Source organism: Citrobacter sp. Cpo040, from assembly GCF_030332915.1.
GTDB lineage: Bacteria > Pseudomonadota > Gammaproteobacteria > Enterobacterales > Enterobacteriaceae > Citrobacter > Citrobacter portucalensis.
In genome coordinates this window covers 686147-706400 of sequence record NZ_JAOWGX010000034.1, presented here as the reverse complement: position 1 = coordinate 706400, position 20254 = coordinate 686147, and the positions used below count along the sequence as shown (strand labels likewise).

General features: G+C 52.5%; 16 protein-coding genes. 12 read left to right on the top strand and 4 right to left on the bottom strand.

The genetic code is table 11. The features are described from left to right. Positions 1–122: 122 nt before the first annotated feature. Positions 123–3647 (bottom strand): pyruvate:ferredoxin (flavodoxin) oxidoreductase, encoded by a 3525-nt coding sequence (nifJ, locus tag OGX86_RS08140; RefSeq protein ID WP_286639783.1) that lies wholly within the window; start codon positions 3645–3647, stop codon positions 123–125. A gap of 274 nt (positions 3648–3921) precedes the next feature. On the opposite strand from nifJ, the gene OGX86_RS08135 reads away from it, so the two are divergent. Beyond that, positions 3922–4188: a putative hemolysin gene (locus OGX86_RS08135; RefSeq protein WP_003833199.1), complete on the top strand. Its 267-nt coding sequence runs from the start codon at positions 3922–3924 to the stop codon at positions 4186–4188. Between the two features lie 13 nt (positions 4189–4201). Here OGX86_RS08135 and hslJ read toward each other — a convergent pair whose 3' ends face one another. Both hslJ and OGX86_RS08125 read right to left on the bottom strand, forming a co-directional pair. Further along, on the bottom strand, positions 4202–4621 hold the full coding sequence (gene hslJ, locus OGX86_RS08130; RefSeq protein ID WP_048216300.1) for a heat shock protein HslJ: 420 nt from the start codon (positions 4619–4621) through the stop codon (positions 4202–4204). 112 nt (positions 4622–4733) lie between these two features. Continuing rightward, positions 4734–5723, bottom strand: coding sequence for a 2-hydroxyacid dehydrogenase (locus OGX86_RS08125; protein ID WP_003833196.1), 990 nt, complete (start codon positions 5721–5723; stop codon positions 4734–4736). A gap of 616 nt (positions 5724–6339) precedes the next feature. Between OGX86_RS08125 and OGX86_RS08120 the strand changes: the two genes are divergently transcribed. From OGX86_RS08120 to OGX86_RS08075, 10 genes are all read left to right on the top strand, one after another. Further along, on the top strand, positions 6340–8979 hold the full coding sequence (locus OGX86_RS08120; protein ID WP_286639781.1) for a YdbH family protein: 2640 nt from the start codon (positions 6340–6342) through the stop codon (positions 8977–8979). Then, positions 8976–9167, top strand: coding sequence for a YnbE family lipoprotein (locus OGX86_RS08115; protein WP_008784882.1), 192 nt, complete (start codon positions 8976–8978; stop codon positions 9165–9167). Before OGX86_RS08120 ends, OGX86_RS08115 begins: the two co-directional genes overlap by 4 nt. Positions 9168–9174: 7 nt before the next feature. Further along, complete coding sequence (locus OGX86_RS08110) at positions 9175–9501, top strand: YdbL family probable chaperone protein (RefSeq protein ID WP_048216302.1); 327 nt, start codon at positions 9175–9177, stop codon at positions 9499–9501. A 107-nt stretch (positions 9502–9608) separates the two neighbouring features. Beyond that, positions 9609–10214 carry a CDP-alcohol phosphatidyltransferase family protein gene (locus OGX86_RS08105; RefSeq protein WP_128316873.1) on the top strand — a complete coding sequence of 202 codons (606 nt, stop codon included), beginning with the start codon at positions 9609–9611 and terminating at the stop codon, positions 10212–10214. Further along, positions 10211–11128, top strand: coding sequence for a phosphatidate cytidylyltransferase (locus tag OGX86_RS08100; RefSeq protein ID WP_079934090.1), 918 nt, complete (start codon positions 10211–10213; stop codon positions 11126–11128). The genes OGX86_RS08105 and OGX86_RS08100 overlap by 4 nt, the downstream gene beginning before the upstream one ends. Positions 11129–11131: 3 nt before the next feature. Further along, the gene (locus OGX86_RS08095; protein ID WP_103285273.1) at positions 11132–11773 is read left to right on the top strand and encodes a lysophospholipid acyltransferase family protein; all 642 of its coding nucleotides are present in this window, start codon (positions 11132–11134) and stop codon (positions 11771–11773) included. Then, positions 11766–13526 (top strand): bifunctional alpha/beta hydrolase/class I SAM-dependent methyltransferase, encoded by a 1761-nt coding sequence (locus OGX86_RS08090; RefSeq protein WP_136391916.1) that lies wholly within the window; start codon positions 11766–11768, stop codon positions 13524–13526. Before OGX86_RS08095 ends, OGX86_RS08090 begins: the two co-directional genes overlap by 8 nt. After that, positions 13516–14820 carry a phosphatase PAP2/dual specificity phosphatase family protein gene (locus OGX86_RS08085; RefSeq protein WP_286639777.1) on the top strand — a complete coding sequence of 435 codons (1305 nt, stop codon included), beginning with the start codon at positions 13516–13518 and terminating at the stop codon, positions 14818–14820. The genes OGX86_RS08090 and OGX86_RS08085 overlap by 11 nt, the downstream gene beginning before the upstream one ends. Further along, positions 14796–15197: a hypothetical protein gene (locus OGX86_RS08080; RefSeq protein WP_079934086.1), complete on the top strand. Its 402-nt coding sequence runs from the start codon at positions 14796–14798 to the stop codon at positions 15195–15197. Before OGX86_RS08085 ends, OGX86_RS08080 begins: the two co-directional genes overlap by 25 nt. 98 nt (positions 15198–15295) lie before the next feature. Next, positions 15296–15487: a hypothetical protein gene (locus OGX86_RS08075; RefSeq protein WP_048216308.1), complete on the top strand. Its 192-nt coding sequence runs from the start codon at positions 15296–15298 to the stop codon at positions 15485–15487. A gap of 43 nt (positions 15488–15530) precedes the next feature. Here the strand turns inward: OGX86_RS08075 and azoR are convergent, their stop codons facing one another. Then, positions 15531–16136: an FMN-dependent NADH-azoreductase gene (gene azoR / locus OGX86_RS08070; protein WP_003020341.1), complete on the bottom strand. Its 606-nt coding sequence runs from the start codon at positions 16134–16136 to the stop codon at positions 15531–15533. A gap of 201 nt (positions 16137–16337) precedes the next feature. Between azoR and hrpA the strand changes: the two genes are divergently transcribed. Beyond that, positions 16338–20240 (top strand): ATP-dependent RNA helicase HrpA, encoded by a 3903-nt coding sequence (hrpA, locus tag OGX86_RS08065; RefSeq protein ID WP_032943558.1) that lies wholly within the window; start codon positions 16338–16340, stop codon positions 20238–20240. Positions 20241–20254 lie beyond the last annotated feature (14 nt).

Genomic DNA, 20254 nt, shown 5'->3' with positions numbered 1-20254 from the left:
CACGTTTTATTTTTCGTTGGTATATTGATGACACTTATTAATTAGCCAGCGAATAAATTGACAAGCCCGAACAACTGTTCGGGCTTTTTTTTTGGTTCCGGGCTAATACTGAGAAAATCGTATTATTCGGTACCGCTCTTTTCCGCTTTGCCTGCCAGTTGGGCCAGGAAGTCGTAGCGTTTTTGCAAATCAGCCGTCGCATCCTTCCACAGCTGTTCTGCAACTTCTGGCTGTTGGGCGTTCAGGCGGCGGAAACGCTGCTCGTTAAGCAATGTTTCGGCCAGCGCATCTGACGGTGGGCGCGAGTCGAGCGCCAGCGGCAGCTTACCTTCGTCTGCTCGGCGTGGGTCAAAGCGGTACAGCGGCCAAAATCCGGTAGCCGTGAGTTGACGCATCTGATCGTGGCTTAGCGCGAGATCATAGCCATGCTCCTCACATGGGCTATACGCGATAATCAGCGACGGGCCGGGGTAGGATTCAGCTTCCTGGATAGCTTTGACCGTCTGATTCAACTGGGCGCCCAGAGAAATCTGTGCGACATAAACATGCCCGTACATCATCATGCTGACGCCAAGATCTTTGCGAGCCTTGCGCTTGCCATGCTCACCAAACTTTGTAACCGCCCCAAGCGGTGTGGCTTTCGACGCTTGTCCACCCGTGTTGGAGTAACACTGGGTATCCAGCACCAGAATATTGACGTTCTCGGTCAGACTCAGGACGTGATCCAACCCGCCAAAACCAATATCGTAAGCCCAGCCGTCGCCGCCAATCAGCCAGATGGACTTCTCGACCAGCGCGTCGGCATCGGTTAACAGTTGCTGTGCACCTTCGACATCTTTCAGATGCTGGCGCAGCGCAGCAACTTGCTCACGGCGTACTTCTGGCCTCGCTTCAGCATGCAGGGCGTCATTCAGTTCAGACGGAATATTATCCGCAAACTGCTCCAGCAAACGCATGACGCGCACACGGTGTTGATCCACCGTCAGGCGGAAGCCCAGACCAAACTCGGCGTTATCTTCGAACAGAGAGTTTGCCCACGCAGGTCCACGACCATTGACATCGGTCGTATACGGCGTTGAAGGGAGGTTACCGCCATAAATCGATGAACAGCCGGTCGCGTTAGCGATCAGCATGCGGTCGCCATACAGCTGCGTAAGCAGTTTGATATACGGTGTTTCACCACAACCAGAACAGGCGCCGGAATATTCAAACAGCGGAGTGATTAACTGCGAGGTACGGATATCAATGCGTTCAAGCTTGCTGCGGTCGATCTCCGGCAGATTGAGGAAGAAGTCATAGTTAACTTTTTCTTCTTCAACATGCTCAAGGCGCGACATCATATTGATGGCCTTGATTTCCGGGTTTTGGCGATCTTTTGCCGGGCAAACTTCGACACACAGATTACAGCCAGTGCAATCCTCTGGTGCAACCTGCAGGACATACTTCTGACCGCGCATATCGCGTGATTTCACATCCAAAGAATGCAGACTAGCAGGGGCGTTTTCCATCGCTTCAGGTGAAACCACTTTGGCGCGGATTGCCGAGTGCGGGCAAGCGGCAACGCAGTGGTTACATTGGGTACACAGTTCTTCCTTCCAGATGGGGATCTCTTCGGCGATATTGCGTTTTTCCCAACGCGTGGTGCCCATTGGCCAGGTACCGTCTGGCGGCAGCGCGGATACGGGGAGGGCATCACCCAGACCGGCGAGCATTGCCGCGGTGACGGTTTTCACGAAATCAGGTGCGGCATCAGAAACCACCGGTGGGCGGTTTGCGCTGTGCGGATCAACCGGCTGGAGTGCTACTTCGGCGACGGATTCGCGTGCCAGGGCCAGAGCCTGCCAGTTACGTTCAACCAGGTCCTGTCCTTTACTGCTGTAACTTTTCGCAATCGCCCCCTGCAATTCAGCCAACGCGCTGTCGCCGGGTAAGATTTGCGTCAAATGGAAGAAGGCCATTTGCATAACGGTGTTAATACGCGCTGCCAGACCGCATTCGCGGGCGATTTTGGCCGCATTAATCACGTAGAAACGGGCTTTCTTCTGATTCAGTACCGCCTGAACTTCCTGTGGCAGACGACCCCAGACTTCATCCACACTGTATGGCGTATTAAGCAGGAAGATACCGCCTGGTTTCAGGCGCTCGGCCATCTGATACTTATCGATAAATTGCAGCTGGTGACAGCCAACAAAATCGGCTTGTGAAACCAGATACGCTGATCGAATAGGCTGCTCGCTAACGCGCAGGTGGGAGACTGTCAGACCGCCTGCTTTTTTCGAGTCGTAGACGAAATAACCTTGCGCATACCATGGCGTCGAGTTACCAATAATTTTGATATTGTTTTTGGTGGCTGACACGCTACCGTCGCTGCCCAGCCCGTAAAACAGCGCTTCGAGCTTAGCCGTACCGGGCAGGGTGTTTTCCGGTAACGGTAGCGACAAGTTGGTGACATCATCATAGATACCGACCGTAAAGCGAGGTTTCGGCTTCGCGCTGCTCAGCTCATTAAAGACTGCCATCACGCAGTCTGGACCGAACTCTTTGGAAGAAAGGCCATAACGTCCGCCAATCACGCGCGGTAGCGTTTCTCGCTCGCCACAGTTAAAGGCTTCTGCTAACGCGGTCATTACGTCCAGATACAACGGTTCTGCCTGTGCGCCGGGTTCTTTGGTGCGATCCAGGACGGCGATGCTGCGTACGGTTTCCGGCAGCGCGCGCAGTAAATGTCTGGCAGAGAATGGACGGAACAGACGCACTTTCAGAACGCCGACTTTCTCGCCATGCGCCAGTAGTTCTTCAACGACTTCTTCGCAGGTGCCAATTGCCGAGCCCATTAAGATAATGACGCGCTCAGCCTGAGGATGGCCGTAATATTCAAATGGCTGGTACTGGCGACCTGTCGCTGCGGCGAAATCGTTCATCGCCTGCTCTACATGATCGTAAACCGCGTTGTACCACGGGTTTGTTGCCTCGCGTGACTGGAAATAGGTGTCCGGGTTCGCAGACGTACCGCGAATAACCGGATGCTCAGGATTAAGCGCCCGAGCGCGATGAGCATCGATTTCCGTCTGCGGCATCAATCCGAGGATCGTGTCGTCGGCCAGTGGCACAATTTTATTGATTTCATGGGATGTACGGAAACCATCAAAGAAATGAATAAACGGAACCCGGCTTTTCAGGGTGGCAATTTGCGAAATCAGCGCAAAGTCCTGTGCCTCCTGAACGCTGCTGGCACACAGCATCGCACATCCTGTCTGGCGCACCGCCATCACGTCGGAATGATCGCCAAAGATCGATAATGCGTGAGTTGCAATTGTACGAGCCGCAACGTGCAGTACAAACGGGGTCAACTGACCGGCCAGTTTGTACAGCGTTGGGATCATCAGCAACAGGCCCTGCGATGAGGTAAACGACGTAGAGAGCGCACCGGTCTGCAACGCGCCATGAACGGTTGCGATCGCGCCGCCTTCTGACTGCATTTCTACGACGCGAGGGGTATCCCCCCACACGTTCTTAAGCCCGTTCCCGGCCCAGGCATCTGCCTGTTCAGCCATCGTCGAACTGGGCGTAATCGGGTAGATGGCGATAACCTCGCTGGTACGAAATGCGACTGAAGCAACCGCACCATTACCGTCAATTGTGATCATACTGACACCCTTACATTGCGCAAAAAGAGGGACACGCGTAACAGCGGCGAGTCCTGTAGTTATCTTTCTATTTTAGCAAAAGCGCTAAAGACAGATTTTCGCTTTTGTGTCCCTGGAATAAACAGAATGAATGGTTTGATCAAAGGAGCAGGCAAAAAATTGCCAGAAAATGTAAACAGTACGCATAAATGCGTATTTTGCCTCTCGACGGCGGTGTTTCCGCTGCCTATTATTTATGGCTGTGTCGTTTGGTTAATATTCAGAGGGGAGTAAGATGCGCGCAGCGTTTTGGGTAGGATGTGCCGCGTTATTATTATCGGCTTGTAGCAGCGAACCTGTTCAGCAGGCAACCGCCGCGCATGTCGCACCGGGCATGAAGGCAGCAATGTCCAGTTCAGGAGAAGCTAATTGCGCCATGATTGGCGGTTCGCTCTCTGTTGCTCGTCAACTGGATGGTTCTGCTATCGGGATGTGTGCGCTACCCAACGGCAAACGCTGTAGTGAGCAGTCGCTTGCCGCCGGAAGTTGTGGGAGCTATTAAGCCACCACGTTTCCTACATTAAATCCGCGAGTTTATACGTCAGCGTTTGTTCTGCTGTCGCCAGCGTTAACTGGTCAGCAGTCAGATCGACCTGTGCGCCTTGCTTAAACATTTCGCTGACGATCCCGTCGAGCGCGTTAAGCTGTGGATCGGCGCACATCATACGCGTCATCGCCATATCTTTTACCTTCAACTCACCGTCGGACAGCTTGCCCTGGCCGTGGAATTGATTACACATCTTTCCTGATACCGTCATGTTTTCGCCAAAACTTAACTCAGGTGGGTTGTTGGTGGCGGTGACGGCTTTACCATTCACGCTTTGCAAAACGAAGCGGTGATGCTGCAACTGTTCGCGATTGACGGAAACTTTTCCATTGCTCACACAGCCAGCCATCAGCATGCTGAGCGCAATCAACGTGACAACTTTCTTCATTAAATTTCTCTACGTTTGTGACGGGAATACATTCAATATAATAATGATACTGAATGTTTTATCATCGGTGATTGTCTGAAAATGCTCCCCTGACGCCAGGGGAGCACAGGTATTAGAAGAGGGCGTTTGGACAGGTCTCGCCTTTAGAGATTTGGGCCAGATTCTGCAGCGTGGTCTCAGAAATGCTGGTTAACGCTTCTGCGGTCAGGAATGCCTGATGACCGGTAAACAGCACGTTATGGCAGGCTGACAGACGACGGAATACATCATCCTGAATGACATCATTAGATTTATCTTCAAAGAACAGGTCGCGTTCGTTCTCATACACGTCCATACCCAGAGAACCAATTTTCTGGTTTTTCAGCGCATCGATAGCGGCTTGTGAGTCGATCAATGCACCACGACTGGTATTAATGACCATCACGCCGTTTTTCATTTGCTCAAAGGCTTCGTGATTGAGCAAATGATAATTCTCCGGTGTTAACGGGCAGTGCAGAGAGATGACATCTGACTCTGCAAACAGCGTTTTAAGATCGACATATTCAACGCCTAACTCCAGAGCAGCAGCGCTCGGATAAGGATCGAACGCCAGCAGACGCATACCAAAACCTTTCAGGATCCGCAGCGCAGCGATACCGATTTTACCGGTACCGATCACCCCAGCGGTTTTGCCATACATAGTAAAACCGGTCAGCCCCTCAAGAGAGAAGTTGGCATCACGGGTACGCTGATAGGCGCGGTGAATACGGCGATTCAGTGTCATCATCATGCCAATCGCATGCTCAGCGACAGCCTCTGGTGAATAAGCTGGAACACGAACCACCTGCAGACCCAGCTCTTTTGCTGCGTCGAGATCGACGTTATTGAACCCGGCACAACGCAGCGCAATGTATTTCACGCCATGCTTTTTCAGTTCTTCCAGAACGGGGCGGCTGCCATCGTCGTTGACGAAAATGCACACAGCTTCACAGCCATGGGCGGTTTTCGCTGTTTTTTCCGTCAACAGAAAGTCAAAGAATTCAAGTTCAAAACCAAAAGCCTCGTTAACCTGCTGCAGATACTTCTTGTCGTACTGTTTTGTACTATAGATGGCGAGTTTCATAAGACTTTCTCCAGTGATTTTGACGTCACATTAATCCAATTCAAATTATTTTACAAAATCTAAAAAGTTATTGATAGTCATAGGCGTAATGAATAATGTCAGCGCATCTGTTGTTAGTGTGGGCAGGTTACACAATTTCAACAACTGTATATTTTTCTATCCAACTCAACCCCCGAATATCGCGGCAGGTAAAAAGCCAGCCGAATCACATCCGGGCAGCTACGCTTATACAGGTAGCAATTATCGGGAGGGGTTATGCTGACTCACTCTGAAGCAAAACGATGGGCCACCCTAATGCTCAAGGCGGCATTATGCGATGGTATGAAACCTGATGAGATTTCCCGGCAGGTACATCTGGTCTGCGATCATCATGGTAGGGAGTGCCTCGAAGAACTCATTGAGGAAATTCTGATAGAAGCAGGTCGTATCGGACCTAAACATAGCGATGGACAACTTAGGCCTCATTGAGTCTGAATCTTAATATCCCAGACGGCACGTGTAACAGCGTGCCTAGAAATCGGTTATCTATCCTTAATGTGGGCATATCCAGTTAAACATGCCACAATACAGGCCTAAACCGGCTTAAATTTTTGCTAAATCAGGATATTAACTACCCATGAAGGGTAAATATAAAGCCGTTCTGGCACTCCTCTTATTATTGATTCTCGTGCCGCTGACGCTAGTGATGACGCTTGGCCTGTGGGTGCCTACGTTGGTGGGTATCTGGTTACCCGTTGGAACACGCATCGCGCTGGATGAAAGCCCGCGGCTGACACGGCATGGGTTGCATATACCTGAACTCCGCTATCTGGTTGAAGATTGCCCGCTAGCACGCATCACTCAGGCGGATCTGTCTCACCCCAGCCGCTGGTTGCTCAATGTTGGGACCATTGAGTTGGATTCAGCTTGCCTGTCCAAATTGCCGCAGGCAGAGCCATCGCCGGCAGCGCCTAAAACGCTGGCTGAATGGCAGTCAATGCTGCCCAATACCTGGATTAACATCGACAAACTTATTCTTTCTCCATGGCAGGAATGGCAGGGAAAACTGTCACTCTCGCTCACTCCCACCACTCAACAGCTGCGTTACCAGGGTGAAAAAGTTAAATTCCAGGGGCGTTTGCACGGGCAAAACCTCACGGTAACTGAGCTGGATGTTGCGGCATTTGAAGGCCAGCCGCCGGTAAAATTGGTCGGTGAATTTACTATGCCACTGGTTCCCGATGGGCTACCGGTAAGCGGTCATGCGGTTGCGACGTTAAGTCTGCCGCAAGAGCCTACGCTTGTGGACGCCGAACTGGAGTGGCAAGAAAACAGCGGACAACTGATTGTCATGGCGCGTGATAATGCCGATCCGCTGCTGGACCTTCCGTGGGAAATAACACGCCAGCAACTGACCATCAGCGACGGACGCTGGAACTGGCCTTATCAGGGATTCCCGTTAAGCGGGCGGTTGGGCATAAAAGTTGAAAACTGGCAGGCCGGACTGGAAAACGCGGTGGTGAGCGGGCGTCTGAACGTTCTGACGCATGGCGACGCCGGTAAAGGAAATGCCGTATTAACGCTGGGGCCGGGTAAGCTTGGCATGGATAGTAGCGAGATGCCGCTACAGTTGACCGGTGAAGCGAAACAGGGCGATCTGATCTTCTACGCGAAATTGCCCGCCAGACTTACCGGAAGTCTGAACGATCCACAATTGGCTTTTGAGCCCGGAGCGCTGCTGCGCTCACGTGGGCGGGTAATTGATTCGCTGGATATTGACGAGATTCGCTGGCCGCTGGCAGGCGTAAAAGTCACGCAACGTGGTGTGGATGGGCGTCTGCAGGCTATTTTACGTGCGCATGAAAACCAGATGGGGGGCTTTGAACTGCATCTGGATGGCCTGGCAAATGATTTTCTTCCTGATGCCGGTCGTTGGCAGTGGCGATATTGGGGGGAAGGCAGCTTTACGCCGATGCATGCCCGTTGGGACGTAGCGGGTAAGGGAGAATGGCATGACAACACCCTGAAGCTATTTGATCTTTCTACCGGATTTGATCATCTGCAATACGGCACGATGAAGGTGGAAAATCCGCGTCTGGTGATGGACGAACCGATAGTTTGGGTGCGGGATGCAACCAAACCGACATTTAGCGGCGCGCTGTCGCTGGACGCAGGGAACACCACCTTCACCGGGGGAAGCGTGTTACCACCATCGACGCTGAAGTTCAGCGTGGAAGGTAGCGATCCGACAATTTTCCAGTTCAAAGGCCAGCTTCACGCTGGGGCGATTGGGCCCGTACAGCTGAATGGTCGTTGGGACGGTATCCGCCTGCGCGGACAGGCCTGGTGGCCAAAACAATCGCTCACCGTATTCCAACCTCTGGTTCCACCTGACTGGAAAATGAAGCTACGTGAAGGTGATCTGTATGCGCAGGTCGCATTTTCGGCAGCCCCGGAGCAGGGCTTTGAAGCAGGCGGTCATGGGGTGTTAAAAGGCGGTAGCGCCTGGATGCCCGATAACCAAATCAACGGTGTCGATTTTGTATTGCCTTTCCGGTTTAGTGAAGGCGCATGGCAACTGGGTACGCGTGGACCTATTTCATTGCGTATTGCGGAAGTGGTGAATCAGGTGACGGTGAAGAATATCGCCGCCGATCTGCAGGGGGCGTACCCCTGGAGTGAAAACAACCCGTTACTGTTGAGCGATGTCAGTGCCGACCTGCTGGGTGGCAAAATCATCATGCAGCAACTGCGGATGCCGCAGCACGACCCGGCCTTATTGCGGGTGCAGAATATCTCTTCCAGCGAGCTTATCAGTGCGGTTAACCCCAAACAGTTCGCCATGTCTGGCCCGGTCAGTGGTGCGTTGCCATTATGGCTGGACAACGAAAAATGGATCATTAAAGACGGCTGGTTGACTAATCCAGGGCCGATGACGTTGCGTATTGATAAGGACACAGCGGATGCGGTCGTCAAAGATAACATGGCGGCGGGGGCGGCCATTAACTGGCTGCGTTATATGGAAATAAGCCATTCGTGGACGAAAATAAATCTGGATAACCTCGGTGTCTTAACCATGCAGTCAACCGTGACTGGCAATAGTCGGGTAGATGGCAAAGTAGGTACGGTTAATTTGAATTATACCCACGAGGAAAACGTCTTTACGCTATGGCGCAGTTTGCGTTTTGGCGACAATTTACAGGCATGGCTTGAACAAAATGCAGCGCTGCCGGAAACCCATTGCCCGGAAGGCAAGGAATGTGAGGAACAACAATGAAAACGATAGCTGCCATGCTAGGTCTGCTGACTTCATCTCTGCTGGTAGGATGTACTCCCAGAATCGAAGTGGCTGCGCCAAAAGAGCCCATCACCATTAATATGAACGTCAAAATCGAGCATGAGATCCATATCAAAGTTGATAAAGACGTCGAAAGTTTATTGAAATCGCGCAGCGATTTGTTCTGAGGTCATGATGAGAAAACAGTTTGCAGTGGCGCTGGTCGTCCTAAGTTTACTCAGCAGCAATACGTGGGCATTGACCCTGAATGAAGCCAGAACTCAGGGGCGAGTAGGGGAAACGCTAAATGGCTATCTGGTTGCATTGCAAACCGATGCCGAAACGCAGGCGCTGGTGAGTGAGATTAATAAAGCGCGCAACGCCAGCTATCAGCAACTGGCTGAGAGCAATAATATTCCGCCAGATGAAGTGGCAAAAATGGCCGGGCAAAAGCTGGTTGCTCGCGCTAAACCGGGAGAGTATGTGCAGGGTATAAATGGTAAGTGGCTGAAAAAACAATAGAGTATTTTAATAAGCTCGATTTATGTAGTTACTCCCATAAAAAGTAATAGGCGGCAGCGGTTAATTAATCCACTATATTTAAATCAACAAATTATCAAGGAGTGATGATGACGCTTTATCAGATAAAGCCCGCCTTTCAGGCGCTTTTGCGGCCTCTCATGTTCTGGCTACATAAAAAAGGCGTCACAGCGAATCACGTTACTCTTGCCGCGATGGCGCTTTCTTTTGTGACCGGTGCAGTGCTGGTTATTTTCCCCCAACCTGAATTTTTTGTTCTCCTGCCCATCGTGTTGTTTATACGGATGGCGCTCAATGCACTGGACGGCATGCTGGCGAGGGAATGCAACCAACAATCGCGACTTGGGGCCATTCTTAATGAAAGCGGAGACATTCTTTCCGACATTGCGCTTTACTTGCCGTTTATGCTGCTCCCCGACAGTAACGTATTACTGGTTTTGGTGATGCTGTTCTGTGCGGTGATGACGGAGTTTTGCGGCGTCCTGGCACAAACGATTAATGGCGTCCGCAGCTATGCCGGACCGCTGGGTAAAAGCGACAGAGCGTTGGTATTTGGCGCGTGGGGTCTGGCGCTGGCGCTGTGGCCGCAGGTTGCGCAGTGGAACAATGTGCTCTGGGGTATTGCTACGCTCTTACTGCTATGGACGGTGATTAATCGCTGTAAAAGTGCATTGCGTGAAGAGGCCGTGAAATGATGCTGTTAGAGAGGTCACTCGCGGTCATTTTTGCGCTGCTGTTGGTTGCAACGGTGGTGAATGGATTACTGGTGTGGCGACGACCGGGCAAAGACTGGCGGGAACTGACATTACGCATTCGCACCTGGTGGGTAATCATCTTATTGTTTTCTCTGGCTATTTTAAGTCCGCGCTGGCTGGCGTTAACCTTTTTTGCGCTGGTGAGTTTCATGGCGCTAAAGGAGTTTTTGACGCTGGCTCCGTCGCGTCAAACCGACCGCATGCCGCTGCTGTGGATGTTCGTTGCTATTCCGATTAACTACTGGTTGATTGGGATCAACTGGTACGGCATGTTTGTCGTTTTTATCCCGGTCTATGCATTCTTATTCTTACCTGTTCGTATGGTGATTGCGGGTGATACGCAGGGCTTCTTACGTTTTGCCTCGCAGCATCACTGGAGCCTGATGACCACCGTATTTGCGTTCAGCCATGTCGCGTTTTTGCTGGTACTGCCTGATGATGGCAAACAAACCGGCGCATTGCTGGTGCTCTTCCTGGTAGGTTTAACGGAATTCAACGATATTGCGCAGTACCTGTGGGGAAAATCGATTGGGCGTATGAAGGTTATGCCTAAGGTCAGCCCTAACAAGACGCTGGCGGGATTGATCGGCGGCGTGGCAACGACTACGCTGATGGCGGCACTGCTTGGGCCTGTGATGACGCCATTAAACTTACCGTTGTCGCTGCTGGCGGGTTTTATTATCGGTCTCAGCGGTTTTTGTGGCGATGTGGTGATGTCGGCAATAAAACGTGATATCGGCGTGAAGGACAGCGGAACACTGTTGCCAGGCCACGGCGGTATTCTTGATCGACTGGATTCTCTGATCTTCACCGCCCCCGTTTTTTTCCACTTCATCCGCTACTTTTGCTACTAACTTATGATGAGCTCAATTTTGCGAACGCTGTTTACGCTTTGCATTGTCTGGCCAGTGATATGGCTGTGGCTTGGGCTGCGTATCAGGCATCGGGATCGTCTGCCCATTCGCGGCCCGGCGATTATTGTCGCCAATCACAACAGCCATATGGACGTGTTTGCACTCCTTTCGCTCTTTCCGCTGCGCCGCCAGGCGTCCATTCATCCGGTGGCTGCTGCTGATTATTTCCTGCGTAATAAGGCGATGGCCTGGTTTGCGCTGAATATTCTCAACATTATTCCCATTTCGCGTAAGGGCGGGGAAACCAATCCGCTGGCGCAGTGTGAACAGGCATTACGCGACGGCAAGATCCTAATCCTCTTCCCGGAAGGGACGCGCGGTGAGCCGGGAAAACTGTCACCGCTGAAATCCGGGTTATGGCATCTGAGCCAGAGAGTGCCGGATGTGCCGATTATTCCCGTCTGGCTACGTGGGACGGAACACGTAATGGCAAAAGGGAATCGTATACCGCTGCCGCTGTTTATTGACGTCAATATTGGCAGAGCATTGCGTTTTCATGATGATAAACACCGCTTCATGGACGAACTCAGGCAGCAGTTGTTGCTGCTACAGCAACAAACTACAGGAATGCAGCCACATGAATAATACACGCGTGCCAGACGAGCGACATTTTTTGACCAGCGATAACACCGTGCTGTTTTATCGTCACTGGCCTGCGCCTACGCCAGGCATGACACCTAAAGTGATTGTTCTGTTCCATCGTGGACACGAACATTCCGGGCGGCTGCAGCATATTGTGGATGAACTGGCGATGCCAGACACCGTATTTTATGCCTGGGATGCACGTGGTCACGGGCACTCGCCGGGTCAGCGTGGTTATAGCCCCTCGCTGGCGCGCTCGGTGCAGGATGTTGAAGAATTTGTACGTTTCGCCGCAGCAGACAGCCAGGCCGCAATGGAAGATGTGGTCGTCGTAGCCCAAAGCGTAGGCGCGGTACTGGCTGCAACCTGGGCACATGACTATGCGCCTGATATTCGTGGACTGGTGCTGGCGTCACCGGCTTTCAAAGTGAAATTGTATGTGCCGTTTGCCCGCCAGGGGCTAACGTTACTGCACCGGCTACGTGGCCTGTTTTTCGTTAATTCTTATGTTAAAGGCAAATACCTGACGCACGATGTTGATCGCGTGGCCAGCTTTAACCTTGATACTCAGATCACCCGTGCCATTGCGGTGAACATCCTGTTGGATCTCTACAAAACGGCAGAGCGAATTGTCAGCGATGCCGCTGCTATTACGTTACCTGTGCAGTTGCTGGTGTCCGGGGATGATTTTGTTGTGCATCGCCAGCCGCAGATTGATTTTTATCAGCGCCTGAGGAATCCCCTGAAAGAATTGCACGTGCTGCCGGGTTTTTACCACGACACGTTAGGCGAAAAAGATCGGTACCTGGCATTCGATAAAATGCGCGATTTTATTACGACGCTCTATGCTACGCCGGTGCAGCGTTTTGATTACAGTAACGAAGACCGCTGGAGCCCGGGTGCGGATACCTGGCGGATGCTCAATGGCGGACCTGCGCCGTATTCTCTTGAAGATCTTGCGTACCGCGGTTTGCGCTATGGCATGAAGCTTCTGGGGACGCAATCTACGGGTGTACGTCTGGGGTTTGACACCGGTTTTGATTCCGGCAGTACGCTGGATTATGTCTATCGCAACCAGCCTCAGGGTAGCAGTGCGCTGGGGCGTTTAATTGACAAGAACTACCTGAACAATGTCGGCTGGCAGGGGATCCGCCAGCGTAAGGTTCATTTGCAGATGCTGATTAGCCAGGCAGTCGCTCAGTTGGCGGAGCAGGGCACGCCGGTGCATGTGGTGGATATTGCTGCCGGACATGGACGCTATGTACTCGATGCGCTGGAAGGCGAACCGGCGGTAAGTTCAATTTTATTGCGCGATTACAGTGAGCTGAACGTGAATAAAGGTCGCGAAATGATCGCCAGCAGAGGCATGACTGACATTGCGCACTTTGAACAAGGTGATGCCTTCAACCGCGAACAATTGGCAGCGCTGGAACCTTGTCCCACATTAGGGATTGTCTCCGGTTTGTACGAACTCTTTCCTGACAACACGCTGGTCAAAAACTCTTTGTCCGGGTTGGCAGAGGCGATAGCGCCGGGGGGCGTGTTGATCTATACCGGGCAACCCTGGCATCCACAGCTAAAAACGATCGCCTGGTCGCTGACCAGCCATAAAGATGGTAAAGCGTGGGTGATGCGCGTACGTACGCAGGGGGAAATGGATGCGCTGGTTCGTGACGCGGGCTTTGAGAAGTGTACACAGCTGATTGATGAATGGGGTATCTTCACCGTTTCTATGGCGGTGCGTCGTGCCTCCTGAGCAGCGTAAAGTCATGGTGCAGGCAGCAGGTTGGTTACTGCTGCTGGCACCGTTTTTTTTCCTTACGTATGGCAAGGTAAATCAGTTTACCGCCTGGCAAGACGCGCAATATCAGAACGTTGGAAGTATCGTTTTTGACTGGGAGTCGGCCATTCCTTTTATTCCGTGGACCATTCTTCCTTACTGGAGCCTGGATCTGTTTTACGGATTATCTCTGTTTGTTTGCACCACGCGTTTCGAACAGCGTCGACTGGTGCTCCGGCTGGTACTGGCATCGGTGATTGCCTGCGGCGGTTTTTTACTGTTTCCGTTGCAGTTTAGTTTTACGCGTCCCGAGGTGGTGGGGGCGGCGGGTTGGCTGTTTGCGCAACTGGAGCAGTTCGATCTACCTTATAACCAGTCGCCATCACTGCATATTATTCTCTGCTGGCTGCTGTGGCGGCATTTCAGTCGGTATCTGTCAGGCGGTTGGCGCAGGCTCTTTGATAGCTGGTTTTTGCTGATTGCTATCTCTGTTCTTACCACCTGGCAACACCATTTTATAGATATTATTACCGGACTGGCAGCAGGAATGCTGATTGACTGGATGGTTCCGGAACAACGCCGCTGGCACTGGTGTAAACCGGATGCAGCGCGCATGAGGTTGATGCGGCGATACCTGACAGGGGCGGCAGTATGCTTCATTTCAGCAGTGTTGCTGACGCCATGGTTGTTATGGCCTGCGCTGGCGTTGTTGATCGCCGGGTGCGGCTACGCTGGATTCGGTGCAGCAACGACGGCGAAAGATTCGCATGGCCGATTCCCTCCCGCTGTTTACTGGCTGTCATTGCCGTGGCGAGCAGGAATGTGGCTGTCGATGCGTTGGTTTACCCGCCGTTTGCCTGCGGTAAGTTCGGTGGCACCTGGCGTGTATCTTGGTAGTTTTCCGCGCCAGGAGCCAGCACAAAATGCGGTACTGGACGTGACCTTTGAGTTTCCTCGTGGACGGGCGACGGCTTCGCGAACGTATCACTGCGTACCAATGCTGGATTTAGTGATCCCGAATGAAGCTGAACTTCATCAGGCGGTGAGCAGTCTGGAGACCCTGCGTGAGACTCAGGGCACGGTGCTGGTGCACTGTGCTTTAGGACTATCGCGTAGTGCGATGGTGATTGCGGCGTGGTTGTTACTCCATGGTAATGCAACTACGGTAGAGCAGGCCGTGGCACAGATCCGTGCGTGCCGCCCACAGGTGGTGCTGACTGATAAACATCTGGAGATGCTGCAACAATGGCAACGGAAAGTGACAACGTAACAGATGGGGAGGCGCTTCGGCATGACTTGTTGCGAAACACGCTGGCAAGCTGGCGCTTCATCCTGCTTTTTTCCCTCCCGCCGATGGTGTGGGTGCTCTTTGTCGCACCGCCTGGCGTCCTGCGTGCCATTATCGCGCTGCTGTGCGCCATTGTCTGGTTTGGCTGCTGGCGATTATGGCTTGATGAGCGCTATTTTTCGCTAATCACTGCACATAACAATGTACAGGCAGGCGATGCGCTGTGCTTTATCTGGCGTCGTGAGCGACTGAAAACGCTCACGTTGGCCGAGCGCCAGTCCGGCGCATTGCAACAGTGTCGGCATACGCTCTGCCTGGCAGCTATTCTGTGGGCTGTCTGGCTGGTACTGCTTGTGTAGCATTCATCTGGATTAATCGTTGACATCGCAATAGTTGCCACACGGCATAAAATGGATGCTGGTATAGTCCAACACCGGTCGCGTCGTAGGGTGAAATCATGTGGCTTTTCAAGTGGTATGTCTGGAATCGTTGGGTATTCAAGCTGTTAAGCCGGGATGTCGCGGAACCGGAACAGTTTTTGCTTCATTGTTGGGAAGAGAATCTGGCGAAATGCAGGGATTATGCAACCATCTGGCGTGATATTAATCGCATTCACGGCAAACAGATACAGATGCAGGGAAAGAAGTAAGTGTCGGAGAAACCCTCCCACCGGATGGTGAGAGGGGGAATTATCAGGCAGCAACCACGCTGTCGATAGCGGCTTTCGCATCGGACTGTGCTTTAGATGCCACTTCCGGGCCGTAAGCAATACCTTCAGCAAAGACAACATTCACGTCGGTGATGCCGATAAAGCCCAGGAATACGTTCAGGTACGGCGTGATCAGGTCGGTTGGTGTGTCTTTATGGATACCACCACGGCTGGTCAGCACCACCGCGCGTTTACCTGTCACCAGACCTTCCGGGCCTTTCTCGGTATAACGGAAAGTCACACCTGCACGGGCAATCAGGTCAAAGTAGTTTTTCAGCTGCGTTGGGATGTTGAAGTTGTACATCGGCGCGGCGATAACAATCACATCATGCGCTTTCAGCTCAGCAATCAGCTCATCGGACAGCGCCAGCGCTTCTTGCTGACGCGGCGTCAGCGGTGTATCGCTCGGGCGCATCGCACCCACCAGTTCGCCATCCAGTACCGGTACAGGATTTGCAGCCAGGTCGCGGACAGTGATTTCATCAGCAGAGTGCTTTTCACGCCACTGTTCAACAAAATAATCAGACAACTGACCAGACTGAGAGTACCCTGCCAGAATACTGGATTTAAGAACTAATACCTTGCTCATGGGTGTTTCCTTTTATGTGTTTGAAGGGGTAGTGCCCCGTTGCTTGTTGACACTTTATTCACAATCCTGTCGCAGTGATAGCGCAATATATCGAATCCTATGTTCGAAATTATTGAACAACACATGAAAAGCGCCGATGTGGTACTCTATACCCATCATCTAAAAGAGATTTAACCCGGCAGAGCACTGCCTTTTAACGCTATGACAGAACAACAAAAATTAACCTTCAACATGTTGCAGCAACAGCTGGACTCACTGATGCTGCGTGACAGACAGCGTTTTGCCCGCCGCCTGCACGGTGTGAAGAAGGTTAAAAATCCTGATGCACAACAGGCCATTTACCAGGAGATGGCGAAAGAGATTGAGCTGGCAGCCGGTAAAGTTGTGCTGCGTGAAGCGGCGCGTCCGGAAATCCGCTACCCGGAAAACCTGCCCGTCAGCCAGAAAAAACAGGATATTCTGGAGGCTATTCGCGACCATCAGGTGGTGATTGTCGCCGGTGAGACCGGTTCGGGGAAAACCACCCAGTTACCCAAAATATGTATGGAACTGGGGCGCGGGGTAAAAGGGCTGATAGGCCATACCCAGCCGCGTCGTCTGGCGGCGCGCACCGTGGCGAACCGTATTGCGGAAGAGCTGCAGACCGAGCCGGGCGGCTGTATCGGTTATAAGGTACGTTTCAGCGATCATGTCAGTGATAACACCATGGTCAAGCTGATGACGGACGGTATCCTGCTGGCAGAAATCCAACAGGATCGGCTGCTAATGCAGTACGACACCATCATCATCGATGAAGCGCATGAACGCAGTCTGAATATCGATTTTCTGCTCGGCTATCTGAAAGAACTTCTACCGCGTCGCCCGGATCTAAAAATTATCATCACTTCGGCGACCATTGATCCTGAACGTTTTTCAAAGCATTTCAATAACGCGCCGATTATCGAAGTCTCCGGACGAACGTATCCGGTGGAAGTGCGCTATCGTCCAATTGTTGAAGATGCAGATGACACTGAGCGTGACCAGCTGCAGGCAATTTTTGATGCCGTAGATGAACTGGGGCGTGAAGGGCCAGGCGACATTCTGATCTTCATGAGCGGCGAACGTGAAATTCGCGATACCGCCGATGCGCTGAATAAGCTGGATTTGCGCCATACCGAAGTGCTACCGCTGTATGCGCGTCTTTCAAACAGCGAACAGAACCGCGTGTTCCAGTCGCACAGCGGTCGCCGTATCGTGCTGGCGACCAACGTGGCGGAAACGTCGCTGACCGTTCCGGGAATCAAATACGTAATTGACCCGGGCACCGCGCGTATCAGCCGTTACAGTTACCGCACCAAAGTTCAGCGCTTGCCGATTGAACCGGTGTCGCAGGCCTCTGCTAACCAGCGTAAAGGTCGCTGCGGTCGTGTTTCGGAAGGGATCTGTATTCGTCTGTATTCCGAAGACGATTTCCTGTCGCGCCCGGAGTTTACCGACCCGGAGATCCTGCGTACCAACCTGGCATCCGTTATTTTGCAGATGACCGCGTTGGGGCTGGGCGATATCGCGGCGTTCCCGTTTGTTGAAGCGCCGGATAAGCGCAATATTCAGGACGGTGTGCGCCTGCTCGAAGAGTTGGGGGCGATAACCACCGACGAACAGGCAACCGCATACAAGTTAACGCCGTTGGGCCGTCAGCTGTCGCAACTTCCGGTGGACCCACGGCTGGCGCGAATGGTGCTGGAAGCACAAAAACATGGTTGTGTGCGCGAAGCGATGATCATCACCTCGGCACTGTCCATTCAGGATCCGCGCGAGCGTCCAATGGACAAGCAGCAGGCATCCGATGAGAAGCATCGCCGTTTCCACGACAAAGAGTCTGATTTTCTTGCATTTGTGAACCTGTGGAACTATCTCGGCGAGCAGCAAAAAGCGCTGTCGTCAAACCAGTTCCGTCGCCAGTGCAAACTTGATTTTCTGAACTACCTGCGCGTGCGTGAGTGGCAGGATATCTACACGCAACTGCGCCAGGTGGTGAAAGAGTTGGGTATTCCGGTCAACAGCGAACCCGCTGAATATCGGGAGATCCACGTCGCGTTGCTGACCGGTTTACTGTCGCACATCGGGATGAAAGATACCGATAAACAGGAGTTTACCGGGGCGCGTAACGCTCGCTTCTCGATCTTCCCGGGTTCAGGTTTATTCAAAAAACCGCCGAAGTGGACGATGGTCGCTGAGCTGGTGGAAACCAGCCGCCTGTGGGGACGTATTGCCGCGCGTATCGATCCCGAATGGGTGGAACCGGTAGCCCAGCATCTGATCAAACGTTCATACAGCGAACCGCACTGGGAACGCGCGCAGGGTGCTGTGATGGCGACAGAAAAAGTCACTGTCTACGGCTTACCGATTGTTGCGGCCCGTAAGGTAAATTACAGCCAGATCGATCCCGCGTTGTCGCGTGAACTGTTCATTCGTCATGCGCTGGTGGAAGGTGACTGGCAAACGCGCCATGCGTTTTTCCGTGACAATCTGAAGTTACGGGCTGAAGTGGAAGAGTTAGAGCACAAATCACGCCGTCGCGACATTCTGGTCGATGATGAGACGCTGTTTGAGTTTTACGACCAACGCATCAGCCATGACGTGGTTTCTGCTCGTCACTTTGATAGCTGGTGGAAAAAGGTCAGCCGTGAAACACCGGATCTGCTCAACTTTGAAAAGAGCATGCTCATCAAAGAGGGCGCGGAGAAAATCAGTAAGCTGGATTATCCGAACTTCTGGCATCAGGGTAACCTTAAGCTGCGCCTGAGCTACCAGTTCGAACCTGGAGCCGATGCGGACGGTGTGACCGTACATATTCCACTCCCGCTGCTTAATCAGATCGAAGAGAGCGGTTTTGAATGGCAAATCCCGGGGCTGCGCCGCGAACTGGTGATCGCCCTGATTAAGTCGTTGCCAAAACCGGTACGACGCAACTTTGTGCCCGCGCCGAACTATGCGGAAGCGTTTTTAGGCCGCGTCACACCGCTGGAACTGCCGCTGCTGGACTCGCTGGAGCGTGAACTGCGCCGCATGACCGGCGTTACCGTTGACCGTGAAGACTGGCACTGGGATCAGGTGCCCGATCACCTAAAAATCACCTTCCGGGTGGTGGATGATAAAAATAAGAAGCTACAGGAAGGACGTTCGCTGCAAGATTTGAAGGATGCGCTGAAGGGTAAAGTTCAGGAAACATTGTCTGCGGTGGCTGATGACGGCATCGAACAGAGTGGGTTGCACATCTGGAGCTTCGGTCAACTTCCGGAAAGTTACGAACAAAAACGCGGTAACTATAAGGTGAAAGCGTGGCCGGCGCTGGTCGATGAGCGTGACAGCGTTGCCATCAAACTGTTTGATAATCCGTTGGAACAACAGCAGGCGATGTGGTGCGGTTTACGCCGCCTGTTGCTGCTGAATATTCCTTCGCCAATCAAATATTTGCATGAGAAGCTGCCCAATAAAGCCAAGCTGGGGCTGTACTTTAACCCATACGGTAAAGTTCTGGATTTGATTGACGACTGTATCTCCTGCGGTGTGGATCAGTTAATTGACGCCAACGGTGGCCCGGTGTGGACTGAAGAAGGCTTTACCGCGCTGCATGAGAAAGTGCGGGCTGAACTGAACGATACGGTGGTGGAGATTGCGAAGCAGGTCGAACAGATCCTGACCGCAGTGTTTAATATCAATAAACGTCTGAAAGGGCGCGTGGATATGACCATGGCGCTGGGTCTCGCGGATATCAAATCGCAAATGGGCGGACTGGTGTATCGCGGGTTTGTTACCGGCAATGGTTTCAAACGCTTGGGCGATACGTTGCGTTATTTGCAGGCTATTGAAAAACGTCTGGAAAAACTGGCTATCGATCCGCACCGTGACCGTGCACAGATGCTGAAAGTGGACAGTGTGCAGCAGGCCTGGCAGCAGTGGTTCAATAAACTGCCTCCCGCGCGCCGTCAAGATGCCGATGTCAAAGAGATCCGCTGGATGATAGAAGAGCTGCGCGTCAGCTATTTTGCCCAGCAGCTTGGTACGCCGTATCCGATCTCCGATAAACGTATTCTGCAGGCGATGGAGCAGATTTCGGGATAAATCGGTGCAGGGCC